The organism is Ectothiorhodospira sp. 9100 (assembly GCF_022227565.1).
GTDB lineage: Bacteria > Pseudomonadota > Gammaproteobacteria > Ectothiorhodospirales > Ectothiorhodospiraceae > Ectothiorhodospira > Ectothiorhodospira marina.
On the sequence record NZ_JAJNAN010000004.1, the window covers coordinates 40,176 to 58,574 of the forward strand.

Here is an 18,399-nt window from a genome sequence, read left to right on the forward strand (position 1 = left end):
ATCTCGAAGACCCGGTTATCGCAGGCTGGCCTGCCCCCACTGCTCAACCACGCGCAGCAAGGCCACACCCAGACCATCCGCCAGACGGGAGAACAGATCCTGCTTGCGGGTGAAATCCACGATATCGGGCTCACCAATCACTTCCCGGGCCACGTAGCCGCTACTGCCAAGACCATCCACCAGACCCAACTCCAGGCTCTGCTCGCCGGTCCAGACCAGCCCGGAGAAGATCTCCGGATCATCCACAAGGCGATCCCCTCGTCCTTTCTTCACCGTATCCACGAACTGGCCATGGATGCCATCCAGCATGGCCTGCAAATGGGCCTGCTCTTCTTCCTTGACTGGCAGAAAGGGGTCCATCAGACCCTTGTTGCCCCCGGCAGTGAGCAGGCGCCGCTCAATCCCCAGACGATCAATGGCCTCATCGAACCCGAAACCATCCAGGCGCACGCCGATGGAACCGACGATACTGGCCTTGTCAGCGTAGATCTGATCCGCAGCGGCGGCGATATAGTACCCCCCCGAGGCGCCCACATCCGAGATGACCGCATAGACCGGAATATCCGGGTGCTTCTCCTTGAGATGGCCAATGGCATCATTGATGTAACCCGCCTGTACCGGACTGCCGCCCGGGCTATTGATGCGGATGATGACGGCCTGGGTCTGGCTGCTCTCAAAGGCGGCCTTGAGGGAGCCCACCACCCGATCGGCACTGGCGGCACTGCCTTCACTGATAATCCCTTGCACATCCACCAAGGCCGTGTGACTGCCCTTGCGATCAACATCCCCCGCGGACATACCATCCATGAAGGTGAACAGCAGGAAGAAAAGGTAAAGAAAGCCCAGTGTCTTGAAAAAGATACCCCAGCGCCGGGCCGCCCGACGTTCCTTGACGCCTGCCAGGGCGATCTCACGCAGGGCCTCCCGCTCCCAGTTTTCCGGGGCCTGATCCGAGCCGCGTTGGCTGGTGGCTTGATTTTCGTCACTCATGGTGTGGAATCCTTGCTCAGTGGTTGATGTTGCATCTGTTCATTCCCCAGCCAGACCGGTAACTGCGCCACCCCGTTCAACACAGCCAAGGGTTGATGCAGCGACAGTTCCCGGGCATCGTGCACGCCCGAGGTGACCCCCAGTCCATGCGCACCGGCATTGGCCGCCATGAGCAGATCCAGATGGCTGTCCCCCACCATCAGGGCGTCAGCCGGAGCCACACCCAGTTCATCAAAAATGGATTCGAGCATTTGGGGATGAGGCTTTGAGAAGCTCTCGTCAGCACAGCGTGTGGCCAGAAACCGTCTCTGGAGACCGGTATCCTCCAACACCCGGTCAAGCCCCACCCGGGACTTTCCGGTGGCTATCGCCAGCCAATACCCCTGCTCCGCCAGTTCATCCAGCAAGGCAGGCACGCCAGTGAACAGCTGTGCGGGTGTCTTGTCCGTGTAGAGGAAACGCTCCCGGTAAGCGGTCGTGAATGCTTGAATCAGGGCCTCGTCTGCCTGCGGATACAGTTGCAGAATCGCCTCCGGCATGCCCAGCCCGATGACGTGGCGCAACTCATCCGGCGGCCGGGTTTCCAGTTGCAAGGCAGTGATCGCCCCCTGCAGGCAGGCAATAATGCGCCCGATGGAATCCATGAGGGTTCCATCCCAGTCGAAGATGAGTAATTGATAGGGATTGGCCATAAATACTGTTGGTCTGTTGTCGATAAAACCCGGATCAGCGGGGTTCCAGCTTCTCCAGCACCTGTTCCAGGGCGGGATCCAGCGGCGCTACCACATCGTACGCACAGCCGCGGGTGGGCAGGGTAAAGCGCAGAGACGCGGCATGAAGAAACTGCCTCTTGAGGCCCAGACGCCTCATGCGCCGATTGAACTCGAAATCACCGTAATGCCGGTCACCCGCCACGGGGTGCCCTTCATGGGCGGCATGAACCCGGATCTGGTGAGTACGGCCCGTGCCGATCTGCACATCCATGAGCGTGGCCTCGGCAAACCCCTGGCGTGGTGTAAAGAAGCTATCCGCATCCTGCCCCTCCTCATCCACCTGCACCAGGCGCACCTCGCCACGACGCTCCGTGCGCGACAGACTCTGAACCACGCGCCGCGGCCCTCCCTGCCAATGACCGGCCACCAGGGTGTGGTAAACCTTATCGACTCCGCCATGACGCAACAGTTCATGAAAGGCCAGCAGGGCCGGACGATTGCGTGCCAGCACCAGGCAACCACTGGTCTCCCGGTCCAGGCGATGGGCCAGCTCCAGAAACCCCGCCTCGGGCCTGAGCCGCCGCAGGCCTTCGATGACCCCCACCGGAACGCCACTGCCCCCATGCACCGGCAGACCCGCCGGCTTGTTCAGGATGAGCAGGTCATCGTCTTCCAGTAATACGGACTCGGCCAGGGTTCGCGCCAGCCCCTCCGGCAAGGGCAGATCTTCCAGTTTCTTCTCACTGCGGGTCACTGGCGGGATGCGCACCACATCGCCCACACTGAGGCGGTAATCCGGCTTGCAGCGGCCCTTGTTGACCCGCACCTCCCCCTTGCGCAAAAGGCGGTAGATGCGACTACGGGGCACGCCTTTCAGGCGGCGCATGAGAAAGTTGTCCACGCGCTGGCCATCCTCGTCCCGAGTCACCTGGGCATGGACGACCCGCGAGGCGGGGCTTTGAGGCATTTCTGGCATGCGCGGATAATAACAGGTCATTCAAAGGTTTGATGCCCTTTTGCAACATTGCTATCATACCGTGTCGCGCTGGGTTGACTCGGCAGATATCGGATCGGCCCGGCAGTGTCTGCTGCCCGCCCGGATCGCCCCACCCCGCGACTCAACAGAACACCACCGGGAGACGCCTGCCAACGGCAAGTCACGTCTCCCTCCACGGACAATCGCTCACGAAACGCCAACATAACTTGATGATTCTGAGCGGATTTTTGGACAACCTTGCCCCCACGCCCCGGCGCGAACACCGCGCGGGCGTAGTGTTCCCATGGTTGTGCGCGTGGGCGCTGCTATTCAGCGCCGCGCGCCCCTCCCATGCAGCACCGCCGACGCCGGGTCACCGCCCGGGCGTGGCTGGGCCATGCACTCGAGACACACTTCATGAAACGAATTCTTGTCAACGCCACGCAGCCCGAAGAGCTGCGTGTGGCCATGGTGGACGGCCAGAAGCTCTTCGATCTGGATATCGAACTCCCCTCACGAGAACAGAAAAAGGCGAACGTCTACAAAGGGGTCATCACCCGGGTTGAACCCAGCCTTGAGGCCGCGTTCATCAATTATGGGGCCGACCGCCACGGGTTCCTGCCCTTCAAGGAAATCGCCCGCAGCTACCTGCCCCAGGGCGAAGACGGCGAGGTCTCGCCCAGGACCGGCCTCAAGGAGGGCATGGAGCTCATCGTTCAGGTGGAAAAGGAAGAGCGCGGCACCAAGGGCGCGGCGCTGACCACTTTCGTCAGCCTGGCCGGACGGTATCTGGTGCTGATGCCCAATAATCCCCGTGCCGGGGGTGTCTCCCGCCGTATCGAAGGCGAGGAGCGCAGCGAGATCCGCGAGTCCCTCGCGCAGCTGGAAGTCCCCCAGGGCATGGGCCTCATTGCCCGCACGGCCGGGGTGGGCCGCAGCGTCGAGGAACTCCAATGGGATCTGGAATACCTCAAGACTCTCTGGACTTCCATCGATGAAGCCGCACAGAGCCACAAGGGACCTTTCCTGATCTACCAGGAAAGTAACGTGATCATCCGCACCCTGCGGGATCACATGCGCAATGACATCGCTGAAATTGTTGTGGACGATCCCAAGGTCTTCTCCCAGGCCCAGGATTTCATGCAGCAGGTGATGCCCAACAATCTGCGCAAGCTCAAGCTTTACGAAGACCATGTTCCCCTCTTCAACCGTTATCAGATCGAGAGCCAGATCGAGGCAGCCTTCCAGCGTGACGTCACCCTGCCCTCCGGCGGCGCCATCGTCATCGATCATACGGAAGCGCTGATCTCCATTGACGTGAACTCGGCCCGCGCCACCAAGGGCAGTGACATCGAAGAAACCGCCCTGAACACCAACCTGGAGGCCGCCGAGGAAATCGCCCGGCAACTGCGTCTGCGGGACCTGGGTGGCCTGATCGTCATCGACTTCATTGACATGGCCCCCAACAAGAACCAGCGGGAAGTGGAAAATCGACTTCGGTCGGCCCTGGAAATGGATCGCGCCCGGGTACAAGTGGGGCGGATTTCCCGCTTTGGCCTGCTCGAGATGTCCCGCCAACGCCTGCGACCTTCTCTGGGAGAATCCAGTCAGAACGTCTGTCCCCGCTGCAATGGCCACGGCCACATCCGCAGCGTGGAATCCCTCTCCTTATCGGTGCTGCGACTGGTGGAGGAAGAGGCCATGAAGGAGAAAACCAACCGGGTGCTGGCACACCTACCGGTGGATGTTTCCACCTTCCTGCTCAACGAAAAGCGTCAGGTGATCTCCACCATCGAGTCCCGCTATCACGTGGACATCACGCTGATTCCCAGCCCCAATCTCCTCACGCCCCATTTCACCGTGCGTCGCATGCGTGATGACGAAACCGCCGACGAAATCGGCGACAAGAGCAGCCACCAACTGCTGTCGGAGGAGGAGCCCGAACTGGTCAGCCAGCCACGGGCAGCACGCCTGGAAAAGGCCTTGGTGCAGACCATTTCACCGCCCACTCCAGCCCCGGCGGAGACGCCAACACGGACCGACGCACCCCCCGGGCAGAAAAAGCCGGTTTCTCCCGTCTCGCTCCCCGGCCTTTTCAGCCGCATCTGGACCAGCCTGTTCTCCAATGGCGGCCAACGCCCCGAGTCCCGCAGCATTGATGGCGACAGCCGCGCTTCTCGCCCCCCTCAGCGCACCGCCTCCTCCGGGCAAGGCACACGCACCGGCAGCGGGCAACGCCCCGCACGCACCCGCAACGTGGCTCCCGGCGGCCCCCAACGTCGCGAGCGTCCGCAAGCGGACAAGGACAAAGAGAAAGAGAGCGGCAACGGCAGCCGCAGCAACCGCACACGCCGCAGTGGCAGCCGTACGCGCCGAGGCACCCGCGATGGCAACGAGAACCTGAACGAGGACAAGAACCAGAACCGCAACACACAACCCGACGCCACTGACGAAGCCCCGCAGGCCAAGTCCGCCGAGACCGACAAGGGCCCGCAGGCCAGCGATACCAAAGGCGGTCAAAATGGTCAGAACGATGACGCCCGGCGTCGTGAAAAGGGCAGCCAGACCGCCAGGACGCAGCCCGAGAACCGCTCCCATGAGGCCAGCGAGGCACAGACTGATCCATCCCCGGCCGAGGCCACACCACAAGAGGGCAGCAGCGATCAACCGCGGGAGAAGGAAGGCTCAAACGGCGGTAACCGCAGCAGCAGTGGTCGCAGTCGGGGTCGTCGCGGGGGCCGTCGCCGTCGCCGTAGCAACACCGGCAATACGGATGGGCAACAGGATGGGAACGAGTCCAGTGTCCCGGGTGAAGGCGAATCGGACGATGCCAGATCCAGCGCCGAACAGCCCCCCAAGCGGCAGGGTGCCGATCAACGGGAACGCTCCGACGCCCCAGGGGAAAAGTCAGCCGCAGGCAAGGCCGAAACGCAGACGAGTGATGAGGCTTCTGGAGATAGGGGAGGTCAAAGGGCACCCACCAAGGCCCGGTCAGGCACCGGGGACACGCCGGAGGTGGCAAAACTGACCCACGAGGACGCCGTACCTCACGCCCGCGCCCTGCAAAAGCCGGACGAAGAGGCAAGCACCACGCGCACGGCCGACACATCCACCTCGGCAACCGGTGACGGTGACTCCGAAGAGAAGGCAAAGGCGGATGCCCCGAAAGGGCAGGAGAAGAGTGGTTCATCCGGGCGTGCCCGGGGCAGCCGGAGAAGTTCAGGACGTAGTGAACGTCATGACGAAGGCCAGGGTGCTGGCGGCGGCGAGCGCCGGGTATCGCGGGAAGAGATGGAAAAACTCCAGGCCGTGGCCAAGCAGGCCGCTTCCACCCCTGAGGAATCACAGACCCAGTCCGACCAGCCTCCCAGCGAGACTTCAGACTCGCGGAAGCCGGACCAGTGAGGCAGTACTGGGGTGGGCCCTGGCGGCCCACCCCACCCACGGAGGCAGCGCCCCGGCCCTAGAAACCATGCTCGCGGCGGATCTGCGCCAGCAGACCCCGCGACGCATCATCGATCATATCCAGCACGCGCTCAAAACCATGGGTGCCCCCGTAATAGGGATCAGGCACCTCTTTCTCCGTCCAGGCCCGCGAGTGCTCCATCATCAGACCCACCTGCCCCATCGGGGTCGTTTTCATCAGCGCCCGGATGTTGGCGAGATTATCGCGATCCATGGCCAACACGTAATGAAAGCGCTGCAGATCCCCCGCCTCCAAACGACGGCCCCTCTGGCGACTCAGATCAATGCCACGACTCATGGCCGCCTTGCGGGCACGATCATCCGGCGGCTCCCCCACGTGATACGCATGGGTGCCGGCGGAATCCACGTGAATCCGATCCGTCATCCCCTGTTCCGCCAATAGATGCTCGAACACACCCTGTGCTGTGGGTGAGCGGCAGATATTGCCCAGACACACGAACAGCACCCCCACCCGGGAACTGCTGCCACCCTGCTCGGATTCGGACTGTAATACACGCTGAAACCATCTCATGAGTCGATCTTCTTTGCCGATTAAATCATCAGTAAACACCGGGGCTGGGGCCGCCCTGCGCACCCATGGCGTCTGCCGTGCCTTCTAACCCCGGCCAAGGGGAGTTGACTTCAGCGCCCCGGACATGAGAACAAGTCCCCTCCACCGGGGACATTGCATCCGTATTCCATTGACCACGTTCCCATCCCGGGATTCCATGTCAGCTCAGGTCCATCCGATTCAATGATCGACATCCCCACCAACCTGCCTCGGGTCCAGCTAGCCGACTCTGGCATCATGACCCAGCGCACCCTGCAGGTGGGACAGGTGCTTCAGGCCCGCGTGGTAGGGCAGCCCGCCATGGCGGGTCAGCCGGTGCAATTGAGACTAGGCGGGCAGACGATCGAGGCGCGTCTGCCCGCGCCTGTGCAAACCGGCGATAGCCTGCGACTGCAAGTGGCCAGCGTCAAGCCCCGGTTGGAACTGGCCCTGATGCGTGACGGGCTCCGTGGCGCCGGCCCAAGCATGAACAACCCGCTCCCCCCATTGCTACGTCAGTGGGCTCCTCAACAGGGCAGCCAAGGCCCGCTGATGGCCTCTTTGCAACAACTGAATCAGACTGGAAGCCCGGCTGCTCAGCAACTCCCGCCAGCAGTGCGACAGGCACTGGAAGCTCTCTGGCAGGCCATGCCCAACCGGGAACGGGCCATGACCGGCGAAGGGCTTAAACAGACAATCCGTGACTCAGGCCTGTTCCTGGAGGCCCGCCTGGCCGGCGCAGCCACCACCGGCACGGATCCACGGGGCATCATCCATCAAGACCTCAAGGGCCGCCTGTTATCCCTGGCGGAGCAACTGCGTTCCACTCCCGTGCTCCACCGCCAGGCACGCCTCCCTTCCGGCGATACTCCGCCCCCCCTGCGGGACACACCCCCCGTGGCCCAGGCACGTGCGGCGCCGGCACAACTGGCCGGCCTGATGCCTGAACCCTTGCTGGATACGCTGCGTCAGCAAGTGGAACGCTCTCTGGCGCGCATGGTGATGCATCAGCTGTCCAGCGCTGAAAAGCCCGAGGAAGCGACGCCCCGCTGGCTGATGGAATTGGCGCTGCGCAATGGGCAGAACACCGATCTGGTGCACCTGCGTCTGGACCGCGACACTCGACGGGACAAGGACGCCGAAGAGCGTTCCTGGCGCGCCGACCTGGCCCTGCATCTCCCGGAACTCGGCCCGCTCAACATCCGCGTGGTGGTGCGCGGGGATCACGTCAGCACCCAGTTCTGGTCGGATTCCGAGAATGCCCGGGAGACCATCCAGACCGCCCTGCCCCAGCTGCGCCAGAACCTGGAATCCCGGGATCTTCAGGTGCTGAACATGAGTTGCCGTGAAGGGGAGCCCCCGAAGGACCCTCCGTCCCCCGCGGCCACCCCGACACGCGGCCCCATTGTGGATGGACACGCATGAACGGCAAGGAGTCCAGACCCGACTCCCGACAGGCCATTGCCCTGAAATACACCGGCAAGGGGGCACCCCGGTTGACCGCCAAGGGTGCCGGGGACATCGCCCGGCAGATTCTCGATCTGGCCGATGAGCATGGGGTGCCGATACACGAGGATGCCGCTCTGACCTCGGCACTGGCCCAGATCCCTCTCGGCGATGAAATCCCGGAAAACCTTTACGTGGCCGTGGCCGAGGTGCTGGCCTTCGTCTACATGCTCAGCGGCCGCCGACCCGGCGACCTCCAACCCGAACAGGCCCCTGATAAGGACAAGGACGTTGTATCAGTCACGCCGAGACGGGACCGAAGGTCTCAGGAAGGCGACTGATCCCGGCGCATGGCCAGCAGAAGTTCCGCCTCACCCACCGACAGACCACATTGTTCCACCAACGCCTCGCGCCCGGCCCCCTGCCGCGCCAGTCTCAGGGCATGCTGATAGGCCCCCTCATCCGGCACCCTCAGCAACATGTCTTCCTGCTTTTCAGCCAGCCGTGCGATCTGGCGCTCAATCCGCGCACGATACTCCTCGGCATGCTGGTCCTCCACATGCAGGGCGCTCAGGGCGCCACGCAAAGCCCCCAGGGAACGCTCCTGAGTCTCCAGGCGCGCTCGCAGATCCTTGATTCTTTGGAACTGCCAGACGCACGTCAGCATGCTGGCCACGGAGAGGGTCAGGGCCAGTATCAATACGCCGCCAATTGCTATTGTTAGGGTCATGCGTACTCGTCGATGTGATCGGGATCCTGATCCTTGGGCGGTGGCGGGGGGCGGCCCTTGTCCTGGGTATCATCCCCACCGCCCTCCGGTTCTTTTCGCTCGGGTCGGCGACGGGGATGACGCCGGTGATCATCCCCGTCTTCGAGAACCGGGCGAGCCGGAATACCGGGCTGAATCGGGGCAATCGGAGTTTCAGCCGCCATCGTGACCTTCCCCCTTGAAAAAGTACCCGAGAAAGGCCCACGGGGCCTTCGGGTTCACCCATCAGAACGCTGAATCCCCCAGGAAATGCCGTGCATGACGGCACTCGGAGACATACAGCCTCATCGGGAGGCCGCGCTCAGGCAAGGCCCAAGCGAGTGGCCCACTAGAGATTCGCCACCTCTGCCCACTCGTCGTCGGTGAGCAGTTTGTTCAGATCCACCACAATAGTCAATTCGCCTTCGCGACTGGCCACGCCCTGAATGTATTTGGAACTCTCATCATTACCCACATTGGGCGCCGGATCCACATCCTTTTCGGCCAGTTCGATCACCTCCGCAACACTGTCCACCAGGATACCGATGACCTGTCCACTCACTTCAATGATCACCACTCTGGAGGAATCATCCGATTCCTTATCCATCAACCCCATACGCCGCCGGGCATCGATCACTGTCACCACATTGCCGCGCAGATTGATAATACCCAAAACATAGTGTGGTGCCCCAGGCACCGGGGCAATCTCGGCGACCCGCAGCACCTCCTGCACCTGCATGACATTGATCGCATAGGTTTCCTCGGCCAGCCGGAACGTAACGTACTGGGTGGCGTGGGTCGCGGAGGCGGATTGGGATTCTTTGGCCATGAGAGAGTTGAACCTCAGTCTGTTTTTTACGTGACCTGAAGCTGCCGGTTCCGACGCCTGCCCGGAACCCACCAACACAGCAGCCTGTCAGGTGATTCTGAATCCGTTGAGTGCTCAACCCCAGTTGCCGTCTTCCAGGGAAGACGCCAGATAATCGACATCCAGGATGGCACACAGATGCTGGATCATGGTGCCCGCCAACCAGGGCCTCTTGCCCTGAGCCGATCGCCAGCGTACCTGATCCGCCGTGACGGTCAGGGTTTCTTCAACCCTGTCGCAGGCCAGCCCCCATCGAGCGTCATCAATCAGGATGAGATTGCGCGGGGGGGCACGCTCGTGAATCCGGTCCCGGGGCATCACCAATTGGGTAATGTCCACCACCTTCACCTTGCGCCCGTGACGATTCACCAGCCCCATGAACAGCGGACTATGACCTGGCATGGGCGTAATCTTCTCGGGCATTTCCATGATGCCGTTGAGCTTGATCAAAGGCACCGACAGCGGCAATCCAGCCAGCCGGAACAGCAGACACTGGAAGGCGCCATGGGCCCAGTCAGGGGGCATGGCTTGCCGCGAGGCAACCTGGACAGCAGGCACCGGAGGAGGCACATCAGGCACGGATACCAGCTTCGCCCGGGTCATCACCCGGGGGGGCGCTTCCACCCTGACGTCTGTGGGCTCGGGGTCCACCTCGTCGAGGGCAATCTCCTGGAGCAGTCCGTCCAGATAGGCAGTCAGGGCCTGCTGCTCTTCCACGACCAGGGTTTTCTGGGAACGCTCCTTCATGACACGGCCTTCTGCTGGTAGTGGCTGGCGGAATTGAGCAACCAGTCCAGCAACCGTGCATAGGCCTGACTCCCCCGCGCCTCGGGCATCATCACGGGCAGGGGCTCTCCGGCCACGCTGGCCTCGCGGAACTTGGTGTCCACGGTGATCACACCGGGCCACAGGCAATCGCGGTATTGATCCCGCAATTCCCAGAGTGCCTGGGTGGAGGCCCGCGTGCGGCGATCAAATAAAGTGGGCACTACCAGGTACTCCAGGGGCTGTTTGCGTGATTTCTGGACCATTTGCAGGGTATGGAGCATGCGATCGAGGCCGCGAATGGCAAGAAACTCCGTCTGTACGGGGATCAACAATCGGTCACAGGCCGCCAGCGCATTCACCATCAATACGCCAAGCATGGGTGGACAGTCCAGCAGCACGAAATCAAAGCGATCCTGCATGCTGGCAATGGCACGCTTGATGACCAATCCCATTCCTTCACGAGTCCCCAGCTGCCGGTCCAAGGTGGCCTGAGCCGTGGATGCCGGCATCACGTACAGGTGCTCATAGCGGGTCTGGCGCACGGCGGCATAGGCATCCAGCGGCTTGCGCTCCGCAGAACGCTGATAAAGACTGTAGACACCCCCGGTGGCGCCTTCGGGATCGAAGCCGAAATAGGCTGTCAGGGAACCATGGGGATCCAGATCCACCAGCAGGGTGTCGTGTCCCCGCAAAGCAAGAAGTCCCCCCAGGGTCACGGTGGTCGTGGTCTTCCCCACACCGCCCTTTTGATTGGCTACAGCCCAGGTCACGGTACTCATCAGAACCCCTCCGGACTCACGCGACGCCGCTCCAGCAACATCTCCATGTCCTCCCTGAGCATCTCGGGCGGATCCCCATCCTCGGCACGCGGGCGCTGACCGGCCAGGATGACGATGGTCACTCGCCGGTTTTCCCGCCGACCCTCCGGCGTCTCATTGGTGGCAATGGGTCGATATTCACCAAAACCGATGGCGGCCATCTGGTCCGGGTCCAGGCCATTGCGCGCCAGCAAGTTCACCACTGTCGCCGCCCGTCCGGAAGAAAGCTCCCAGTTGGACGGATACACGGGACTGCTGATGGGAACATTATCCGTATGCCCTTCCACATGGACACGCACCGGGAAACGACTGAGGATCCCGGCCAGCGTTTCCAGCACCGGTATGGCCTCCACGGCCAGGTCCGCACTGCCGCTGGTAAACAGGATGCTGGTATTGATCTGGACCTCGATCCACAAACGATCCCGCCCCACGTCGATCATTCCGGCCTCGATCAAGGGTCGCATGGCCTCACTGATTTCATCGGCCATGAAATTGATCCCGGCCACGGCCTCCGCAAGACCCTCCACATCCACATCCGCCAGCATGGATTCCAGGCTGCGGGTCATCTCCGGCATTTCGATGGGGGCGGTCAACGGTGGGGTCTCGAGAATCGCGGGGCGTGGTGAACGGACAGGCTCACCCACCTGAATCGGGTCCACGGCCCGTGGTGGAGTGCCAAAGGCATTCACGAGAGATTCCGACAACACCCGATATTTACCCTCGTTCACCGAGGAAATGGCGTACATCACCACAAAAAAGGCCAACAACAGCACGAGCAGATCCGCATAGGGAATGGCCCATGCCTCGTGATTCACGTGGTCCTCATGTTTTTTGCGGCGTTTGGCCATAGTGTCAATATCGGCATAAAAGCAATTTTCTCAAGGCCCTAGCGCTGCAGATAACCTTGCAGTTTGGTCTCGATATTACGTGGATTCTCTCCTTCCGCGATGGAGATGATGCCCTCCACGATCATTTCCCGATGGGCAGTCTGATTCTGAACCGTGGTCTTGAGCTTGTTACTCATGGGGAGAAAGAACAGATTGGCCGAAGCGATACCATAGATTGTAGCAACGAAGGCCGCGGCAATACCGGATCCCAGCCGACTCGGATCCGAAAGATTCTGCATCACGGCCATCAGGCCCATGACCGCTCCGATAATGCCCATGGTGGGTGCGTAGATGCCCATGCTCTCGAACACCTTGGCCGCCTGGGTATCGAAGTCCTCCTTGGTGCCCATTTCCACCTCGAGGATCGTGCGAATATTGTCTGGTTCCGTGCCATCCACCAGCAGTTGCAGGCCCTTCCTGGCAAACACATCCGTCTCTTCCTCAGCGAGGGACTCCAGGCCCAGCAAGCCTTCCTTGCGGGCCACCTGGCTCCAATTGACGATCTTCTCGATTGTCGCCTCGGGCTCGAGCCGTGGCTGCACGAACACCCAGGGAAGAATGCGAAAGGCGCGCATGAAAACCGCTGGACGGGTCTGCACCAGGGCCGCCGCAATCGTACCCAGGATCACGATGATGAATGCTGCCGCGTTCCACAAGGCAGCCAGACCACTGCCCTTGGCAATGGTCCCCCCCAGCAGCGCCACCAGGGCAAGCATTACACCGATGAGGGTGAGGATATCCATGATATCAACTGGCCTCCGCCAACAACTTGCCAATCTGGGGCAAAGGTAATATCCGGTCCGCCAATCCCGCCTCGGCTATCGCCGCGGGCATCCCATAGACCACGCAGGTGGCCTCGTCCTGTGCCCAGACCGTGGAACCGCACCGCTTCAACAAGCGGGCACCTTCACGACCATCCGCCCCCATGCCGGTCATCACGATGGCCAGGGCATCGCCGCGGAAACAGGCAGCCGCGGAATTGAAGGTGACGTCCACGCAGGGCCGATAATGCTGATCGGCCGCACTCTCGGTGATTCGCACCCGTGATTGCCCGCCCCGACACTCCACCTGCATCTGTTGCCCCCCAGGGGCAAGCAAGGCCAGCCCTGGCTGCAGGGCATCACCATCCTCCGCCTCCTTGACACGGATTTTGCAGAGTTGATCCAGACGCTGCGCAAAGGCCGGCGTAAAACTGGCCGGCATATGCTGCACCAGCAGCAAGGGGAGTGGAAAATGGGCCGGCAGGGCCGCAAGCACCTTCTGCAACGCCAGGGGCCCCCCCGTTGAGGTGCCAATCAAGACCACCTTGAAATCGCTCAGCACCGGTGGCGCCCGGTCACCGCTTCCCCGGGGTGTTGTACGGGCTGTTGTTGTGGCGGGCGGGGGAACCCCCTGTCGCGCCGTCGGGGCGGGCGCCGACCGTGGCGCTGGCGCTGGGGCGCGGGCACCCAGGTCGCGTCCTGATCTGACAGATGCGCGGCGGCCAATGGCACGCACCCGACGACAGAGGACATCCCGGGCCTCCTGCTGATCGCGGGCAATATCCTCAAAACGCTTGGGCAGAAAATCCACGGCACCGGCTTCCAGCGCATCCAGGGTGGCCTTGGCCCCCTCAAAGGTGAGCGACGAAAACATGAGAATGGCCGTGGGCTGGCGCGCCATGATACGTCGCACCGCCGTGATGCCATCCATCACCGGCATCTCGATATCCATGGTCACCACATCGGGCTTGAGGGCAACCACCTGATCGATGGCTTCCTGGCCATTGCTGGCCGTACCCACCACCTCAAGAGACGGATCCGCATTCAGGATATCCACGATGCGACGCCGGAAGAAGCCGGAATCATCCACCACCAGAACGCGAACCGCCATTCACTGCCTCCGTTATCCATGAGCCCATCCAGCGGGCCGCAATGCTACAGAAGAACCCGACATTCACAAACGCCGGGCGTAACTTTTCAACAGACCGGGCACATCCAGGATCAGGGCAATCCCCCCATCGCCGGTGATGGTGGCCCCGGCCAGACCGGGCACTCCATGCAGGACATTCCCCAGTGGCTTGATCACCACTTCTTCCTGACCGATGAGGCTATCCACCACGAACCCCACACGCTGGTTACCCGCAAAGACCACCACCACATGCCCCACACCCTCTCCAGCAGGCGCGTCGCCGGAGATCAGCCAGCGCCGCAGGTAGTAAAGCGGCAAGGAACGGTTGCGCACCATGATGACCTCCTGGTCATCCACTCGGTTGGTGCGCGACAGATCCAGATCAAAGATCTCGCTGACATTGGCCAGCGGCAATGCAAAACGCTGCTTGCCCAGCACCACCATCAACGTGGGCAGGATGGCCAGGGTCAGGGGCAGGCGGATACTGAGCGTGCTGCCCTGCCCCGGTGCCGAGGTGATCTCCACGCGACCGTTGAGTTGGGCGATGCGGGTCTTGACCACATCCATGCCCACGCCGCGGCCCGAGACGTCGGAGATCTCCGCCTTGGTGGAAAAGCCCGCCCTGAAGATCAGGTTGAAGGCATCATGATCCGTCAGGCGCCCGGCGGCGTCCTCGTCCATCATACCCTTCTCGACGGCCTTGGCCCGCAACACGTCGGGATCCATGCCCTTGCCGTCATCAGAGATGGTCAGCAGGATATGGTCCCCTTCCTGGTTGGCCGACAGAACAACCCGGCCAGCCCGTGGCTTGCCCACCGCCTCGCGCTCATCGGGAGACTCGATGCCATGGTCAACCGCGTTGCGTACCAGATGCACCAGAGGGTCGGCCAGCGCCTCCACCAGATTCTTGTCCAGATCGGTATCCTCTCCCTCCAGCTCCAGGTTGATCTCTTTCTTGAGCGTACGCGCCAGATCACGGACCACCCGGGGAAAACGACCAAACACCTTCTTGATGGGTTGCATCCGGGTTTTCATGACTGCCGCCTGCAGGTCCGCGGTCACCACGTCCAGGTTGGTCACCGCCTTGGAGACCTGCTCATCCTTCATGCGTGAGCGCAGCGTGGCCAGGCGGTTGCGCACCAGGACCAGTTCACCCACCAGGTTCATGATGTCATCCAGGCGCTTGGTATCCACCCGCACTGAAGTCTCCGGGGGCGCCGCTTTGGCTGGCGCTGGCGCAGCCGCGGGCGGCGGAGTGCTGTCGCCACCGGAGGCCGCCTTGGCCGGTGGCACGGACCTGGCCGCCTGGGCCCCGGCCTGATCTGACTGACTGCCCGGCGGTTGCCCGGATTGAGGGCTCTGGCCCTTGCCATGCAACTGATCCAGCAAATTCTCGAATTCGTCCTCGGAGATCAGATCATCCCCGCCCTTGCCAGTCGTCGGCACGGCGGCTGGCCCGTCCGGCTGGCCGCCCTTGCCCTGAAGTTCGTCCAGTAACTGCTCGAACTCTGCGTCCGTGATCTCATCGCTGCCTTGATCAGATCCTTGGGTGGCGGATGCTTTCGGCGGGACACCCCCCCCCGTGGCCGTTCCGGACCCTCCGTTGTCCTTACCTTCCTGCATGGCGTCCAGGAGCGCCTCGAACTCCTCGTCAGTGATATCCCCATCAGCCGCATTTGCGTCCTGCGGGGCTGGCTCCGCCGGGGCAGGTTCTGGCTCGGCGATCACCTCAGGCGCTGCAGCGGCAGGGGGTGACAGATGTGCCGGCTCTTCCCCCTCGGGATAGGTCAGGGGCTCCAGGGCTGCCAGCAGGTGATCAGGTGCCGGTTCGGGCATCTGACCAGCGCGCAACTCATCGAACATCCGATTGAGGACATCCAGCACCTGCAGGATGATATCCATCAGGTTGCTGTCGGCACGTCGCTGTCCCTGGCGCAACAGATTGAATACATCCTCGGCGCGGTGACAGATCTTGACCAGGTTCTCCAGGTTCAGGAACCCCGCGCCGCCCTTGATGGTGTGAAAACTCCGAAAGACGGAGTTCAGCAGATCCTTATCTTCAGGCGTTCGCTCCAACTGCACCAACTGCTCACCGAGGGCGTCCAGGATCTCGCTGGCCTCAATGAGAAAGTCGTTCAGGATTTCGTCGTCGGTGTCCAGAGTCATGCCTTGTTCTCGCGCGTCGTGCGGATGCCCTTCTCACTCCCAGGTTGGCGGCCAACTCCGGGAATTCTGAAATGGGCATACACCCGGGGGTGGGCCCTTGGAACCGTTCAAAAGCCCAGGCTGGAGAGCAGATCGTCCACATCATCCTGCCCGCTGACCACTTCTCCCTTGTCGGAAGTCCCTGAGACCGCCGGTCCGGTCCCGGCACTGGCGGGACCGGTATTGTCACCGGGATCTGCCGACTTCCTGTCACTGTCGGGTTTGGTAAGTCGCTGTCCTGACACCTTGACAAGCCCAACCAGGTTATCCTCCAGATCCTGCACCAGGGTCATGACCCGGCGAATCACCTGACCGGTCAGATCCTGAAAATCCTGGGCCATGAGCACTTCGGACAGCCCCTTGCGCAGCTTCTCCGCATCCCGCTCCGTATCCGCGAGAAAATCGCTCAATTGCTGGCTCACCTGTCTGAATTCCTCAAGGGACATCTCGCGCTGGCGAAAGCGCGCCCATTCCCCACCCAACTCTCCGGCTCGACTGGCCAGCGACTCGGCCACGGGCAGGTTGTCCTCCACTGCATTGAGCGTACGGTGGGCCGCCTGCTCGGTCATGGCCACCACGTAGTTCAGACGCTCCTTGGCATCGGGAATGTCCTGATGAGTGAGTTCAGACAGGCGAGTATCCAGGCGGAAGCTGTTAAGCGCCTCATGCAGATCACGGGTCAGTTTGCCCAGTTCCTGGAACAGCATGCTCTCGTGCATGCGGCCCAGTTCCTCGATCAGATGGCCGGCCTTGTCTTCGTGACCGGCTTCCATCATCTGAACCAGTTCCCGGGCCCGTTCCAGTTGTTCCTTCCTGAACAGGGCCTCTTTGTCACTGTCTTGGCGAGTATCCATGGGGAATGATCAACCGTTTTGCTCGAGGCGTTCGAAGATCCTGTCGATCTTTTCCCGCAGGGTTTCGGCCGTGAACGGCTTGACGATGTAGCCGTTCACGCCCGCCTGGGCCGCCTCCACGATCTGTTCACGCTTGGCTTCCGCGGTCACCATGAGCACCGGCATGTCCTTGATGCGGGGATCCGCCCGGACCGCCCGTAGCAGATCAATACCGGGCATGATGGGCATGTTCCAATCGGTGACCAGAAAATCGAAGTTACCATTTTGCAGCATGGGTAACGCCGTATGTCCGTCATCCGCCTCGGAGGTATTGTTGTACCCAAGATCCCGCAGCAAGTTCTTGATGATGCGACGCATTGTGGAAAAGTCATCCACAATGAGGATCTTCATATTCTTATCCACAAAAACCTCCAGTGATGCGCAAATCGTTAGCTGCGCGTCCACCGCGCAGAATGAATACGTGTTCCAGACTTCGGCAGCCTTGAGGGCGTCTCAGACCCGGACGCCATCCCCTACCCAGTCGCCCATGCGTGCCTTCAGTCGCATCAGTGCCTGACCATGGAGTTGGCAAACCCGGGATTCGCTGACCCCCAACACCTGGCCAATCTCTCGCAGGTTCAATTCCTCGTCATAATACAGGGACAACACGAGTCTTTCCCGTTCCGGCAACTCGCCGATGTTGTCCACCAGGGCCTTCTTGAAATCGGTTCGCGTCAGATCCATCAGGGGATCCGGCCCATCGGAGGTCAGCAGGTTGTCTACCGAGGAGTCCGCATCCCCCAGGTCGTCAAAGCCCAGCACCCGGCTTGAGACTGCATCGCGGAGCATATCCTGGTAGGTGGTCATGTCCACACCGAGCGCCTCCGCAATCTCCGCCGCCGAGGCCTCCCGTCCCTCCCGATTCTCGATCTGACGGATCACCTCGCTGATCCGTCGCGAGTGTCGATGGACGGAACGGGGCGTCCAGTCACTGCGACGGACCTCATCCAGCATGGCGCCGCGAATGCGGATACCGGCATAGGTCTCGAAACTGGCACCCTGGGATGGATCATACTGACGGGCAGCCTCCAGCAGGCCGATAATGCCTGACTGAATCAGATCATCGACCTGAACATTGGAAGGCAGGCGCGCCAGCAGGTGATAGGCAATACGCTTCACCAGGGTGACATGCTCATCCACCAGGGTATTGGGGTCCAACTGTTGGCTGGCATACATGGCAAG

19 protein-coding genes are annotated in these 18,399 nt (G+C 61.9%); 3 read left to right on the forward strand and 16 right to left on the reverse strand.

The window, feature by feature from the left end:
- Positions 1–15: 15 nt before the first annotated feature.
- Genes LPW29_RS02415 through LPW29_RS02425 form a run of 3 tightly spaced genes read right to left on the reverse strand, consistent with a single transcriptional unit; the run spans position 16 to position 2,670 of the window.
- Positions 16–990 carry a S49 family peptidase gene (locus LPW29_RS02415; RefSeq protein ID WP_238626652.1) on the reverse strand — a complete coding sequence of 325 codons (975 nt, stop codon included), beginning with the start codon at positions 988–990 and terminating at the stop codon, positions 16–18.
- A complete protein-coding gene (locus LPW29_RS02420; RefSeq protein WP_238626653.1) occupies positions 987–1,682 on the reverse strand; it encodes an HAD-IIIA family hydrolase in 696 nt (231 codons plus the stop codon). The genes LPW29_RS02415 and LPW29_RS02420 overlap by 4 nt, the downstream gene beginning before the upstream one ends.
- A gap of 34 nt (positions 1,683–1,716) precedes the next feature.
- The gene (locus tag LPW29_RS02425) at positions 1,717–2,670 is read right to left on the reverse strand and encodes an RluA family pseudouridine synthase (RefSeq protein WP_238626654.1); all 954 of its coding nucleotides are present in this window, start codon (positions 2,668–2,670) and stop codon (positions 1,717–1,719) included.
- A 426-nt stretch (positions 2,671–3,096) separates the two neighbouring features.
- Here LPW29_RS02425 and LPW29_RS02430 point away from each other — a divergent pair, with 426 nt between their 5' ends.
- Complete coding sequence (locus LPW29_RS02430; RefSeq protein WP_238626655.1) at positions 3,097–6,084, forward strand: Rne/Rng family ribonuclease; 2,988 nt, start codon at positions 3,097–3,099, stop codon at positions 6,082–6,084.
- Positions 6,085–6,142: 58 nt separating this feature from the next.
- On the opposite strand, the gene LPW29_RS02435 is transcribed toward LPW29_RS02430, so the two are convergent.
- On the reverse strand, positions 6,143–6,676 hold the full coding sequence (locus LPW29_RS02435; protein ID WP_238626656.1) for a low molecular weight protein-tyrosine-phosphatase: 534 nt from the start codon (positions 6,674–6,676) through the stop codon (positions 6,143–6,145).
- 222 nt (positions 6,677–6,898) lie between these two features.
- Between LPW29_RS02435 and fliK the strand changes: the two genes are divergently transcribed.
- Both fliK and LPW29_RS02445 read left to right on the forward strand, forming a co-directional pair.
- A complete protein-coding gene (gene fliK, locus LPW29_RS02440) occupies positions 6,899–8,119 on the forward strand; it encodes a flagellar hook-length control protein FliK (protein WP_238626657.1) in 1,221 nt (406 codons plus the stop codon).
- Entirely contained in the window at positions 8,116–8,481 is a 366-nt protein-coding gene (locus LPW29_RS02445; RefSeq protein WP_238626659.1) for an EscU/YscU/HrcU family type III secretion system export apparatus switch protein, read from the forward strand. The genes fliK and LPW29_RS02445 overlap by 4 nt, the downstream gene beginning before the upstream one ends.
- Here LPW29_RS02445 and LPW29_RS02450 read toward each other — a convergent pair.
- From LPW29_RS02450 to LPW29_RS02505, 12 genes are all read right to left on the reverse strand, one after another.
- Positions 8,466–8,870 carry a DUF2802 domain-containing protein gene (locus tag LPW29_RS02450; RefSeq protein WP_090253812.1) on the reverse strand — a complete coding sequence of 135 codons (405 nt, stop codon included), beginning with the start codon at positions 8,868–8,870 and terminating at the stop codon, positions 8,466–8,468. The two genes, LPW29_RS02445 and LPW29_RS02450, sit on opposite strands and share 16 nt — an antisense overlap.
- Positions 8,867–9,073 carry a hypothetical protein gene (locus LPW29_RS02455; RefSeq protein WP_238626660.1) on the reverse strand — a complete coding sequence of 69 codons (207 nt, stop codon included), beginning with the start codon at positions 9,071–9,073 and terminating at the stop codon, positions 8,867–8,869. Before LPW29_RS02455 ends, LPW29_RS02450 begins: the two co-directional genes overlap by 4 nt.
- A 164-nt stretch (positions 9,074–9,237) precedes the next feature.
- The gene (locus LPW29_RS02460; protein ID WP_090253816.1) at positions 9,238–9,717 is read right to left on the reverse strand and encodes a chemotaxis protein CheW; all 480 of its coding nucleotides are present in this window, start codon (positions 9,715–9,717) and stop codon (positions 9,238–9,240) included.
- A 114-nt stretch (positions 9,718–9,831) separates the two neighbouring features.
- On the reverse strand, positions 9,832–10,503 hold the full coding sequence (locus LPW29_RS02465; protein ID WP_238626661.1) for a chemotaxis protein CheW: 672 nt from the start codon (positions 10,501–10,503) through the stop codon (positions 9,832–9,834).
- The gene (locus LPW29_RS02470) at positions 10,500–11,303 is read right to left on the reverse strand and encodes a ParA family protein (protein WP_238626662.1); all 804 of its coding nucleotides are present in this window, start codon (positions 11,301–11,303) and stop codon (positions 10,500–10,502) included. Before LPW29_RS02470 ends, LPW29_RS02465 begins: the two co-directional genes overlap by 4 nt.
- Entirely contained in the window at positions 11,303–12,190 is an 888-nt protein-coding gene (gene motD, locus LPW29_RS02475; RefSeq protein ID WP_238626663.1) for a flagellar motor protein MotD, read from the reverse strand. Before motD ends, LPW29_RS02470 begins: the two co-directional genes overlap by 1 nt.
- 38 nt (positions 12,191–12,228) lie before the next feature.
- On the reverse strand, positions 12,229–12,972 hold the full coding sequence (locus LPW29_RS02480) for a flagellar motor protein (protein WP_090253824.1): 744 nt from the start codon (positions 12,970–12,972) through the stop codon (positions 12,229–12,231).
- Positions 12,973–12,976: 4 nt separating this feature from the next.
- Positions 12,977–14,101 (reverse strand): protein-glutamate methylesterase/protein-glutamine glutaminase, encoded by a 1,125-nt coding sequence (locus LPW29_RS02485; RefSeq protein ID WP_238626664.1) that lies wholly within the window; start codon positions 14,099–14,101, stop codon positions 12,977–12,979.
- Between the two features lie 63 nt (positions 14,102–14,164).
- Positions 14,165–16,285 carry a chemotaxis protein CheA gene (locus LPW29_RS02490; protein ID WP_238626665.1) on the reverse strand — a complete coding sequence of 707 codons (2,121 nt, stop codon included), beginning with the start codon at positions 16,283–16,285 and terminating at the stop codon, positions 14,165–14,167.
- Between the two features lie 107 nt (positions 16,286–16,392).
- Complete coding sequence (locus tag LPW29_RS02495) at positions 16,393–17,178, reverse strand: protein phosphatase CheZ (protein WP_090253829.1); 786 nt, start codon at positions 17,176–17,178, stop codon at positions 16,393–16,395.
- A gap of 9 nt (positions 17,179–17,187) precedes the next feature.
- Positions 17,188–17,568 (reverse strand): chemotaxis response regulator CheY, encoded by a 381-nt coding sequence (locus LPW29_RS02500; protein WP_063465161.1) that lies wholly within the window; start codon positions 17,566–17,568, stop codon positions 17,188–17,190.
- 102 nt (positions 17,569–17,670) lie between these two features.
- On the reverse strand, positions 17,671–18,393 hold the full coding sequence (locus tag LPW29_RS02505) for an RNA polymerase sigma factor FliA (RefSeq protein WP_177169925.1): 723 nt from the start codon (positions 18,391–18,393) through the stop codon (positions 17,671–17,673).
- Positions 18,394–18,399: the final 6 nt, after the last annotated feature.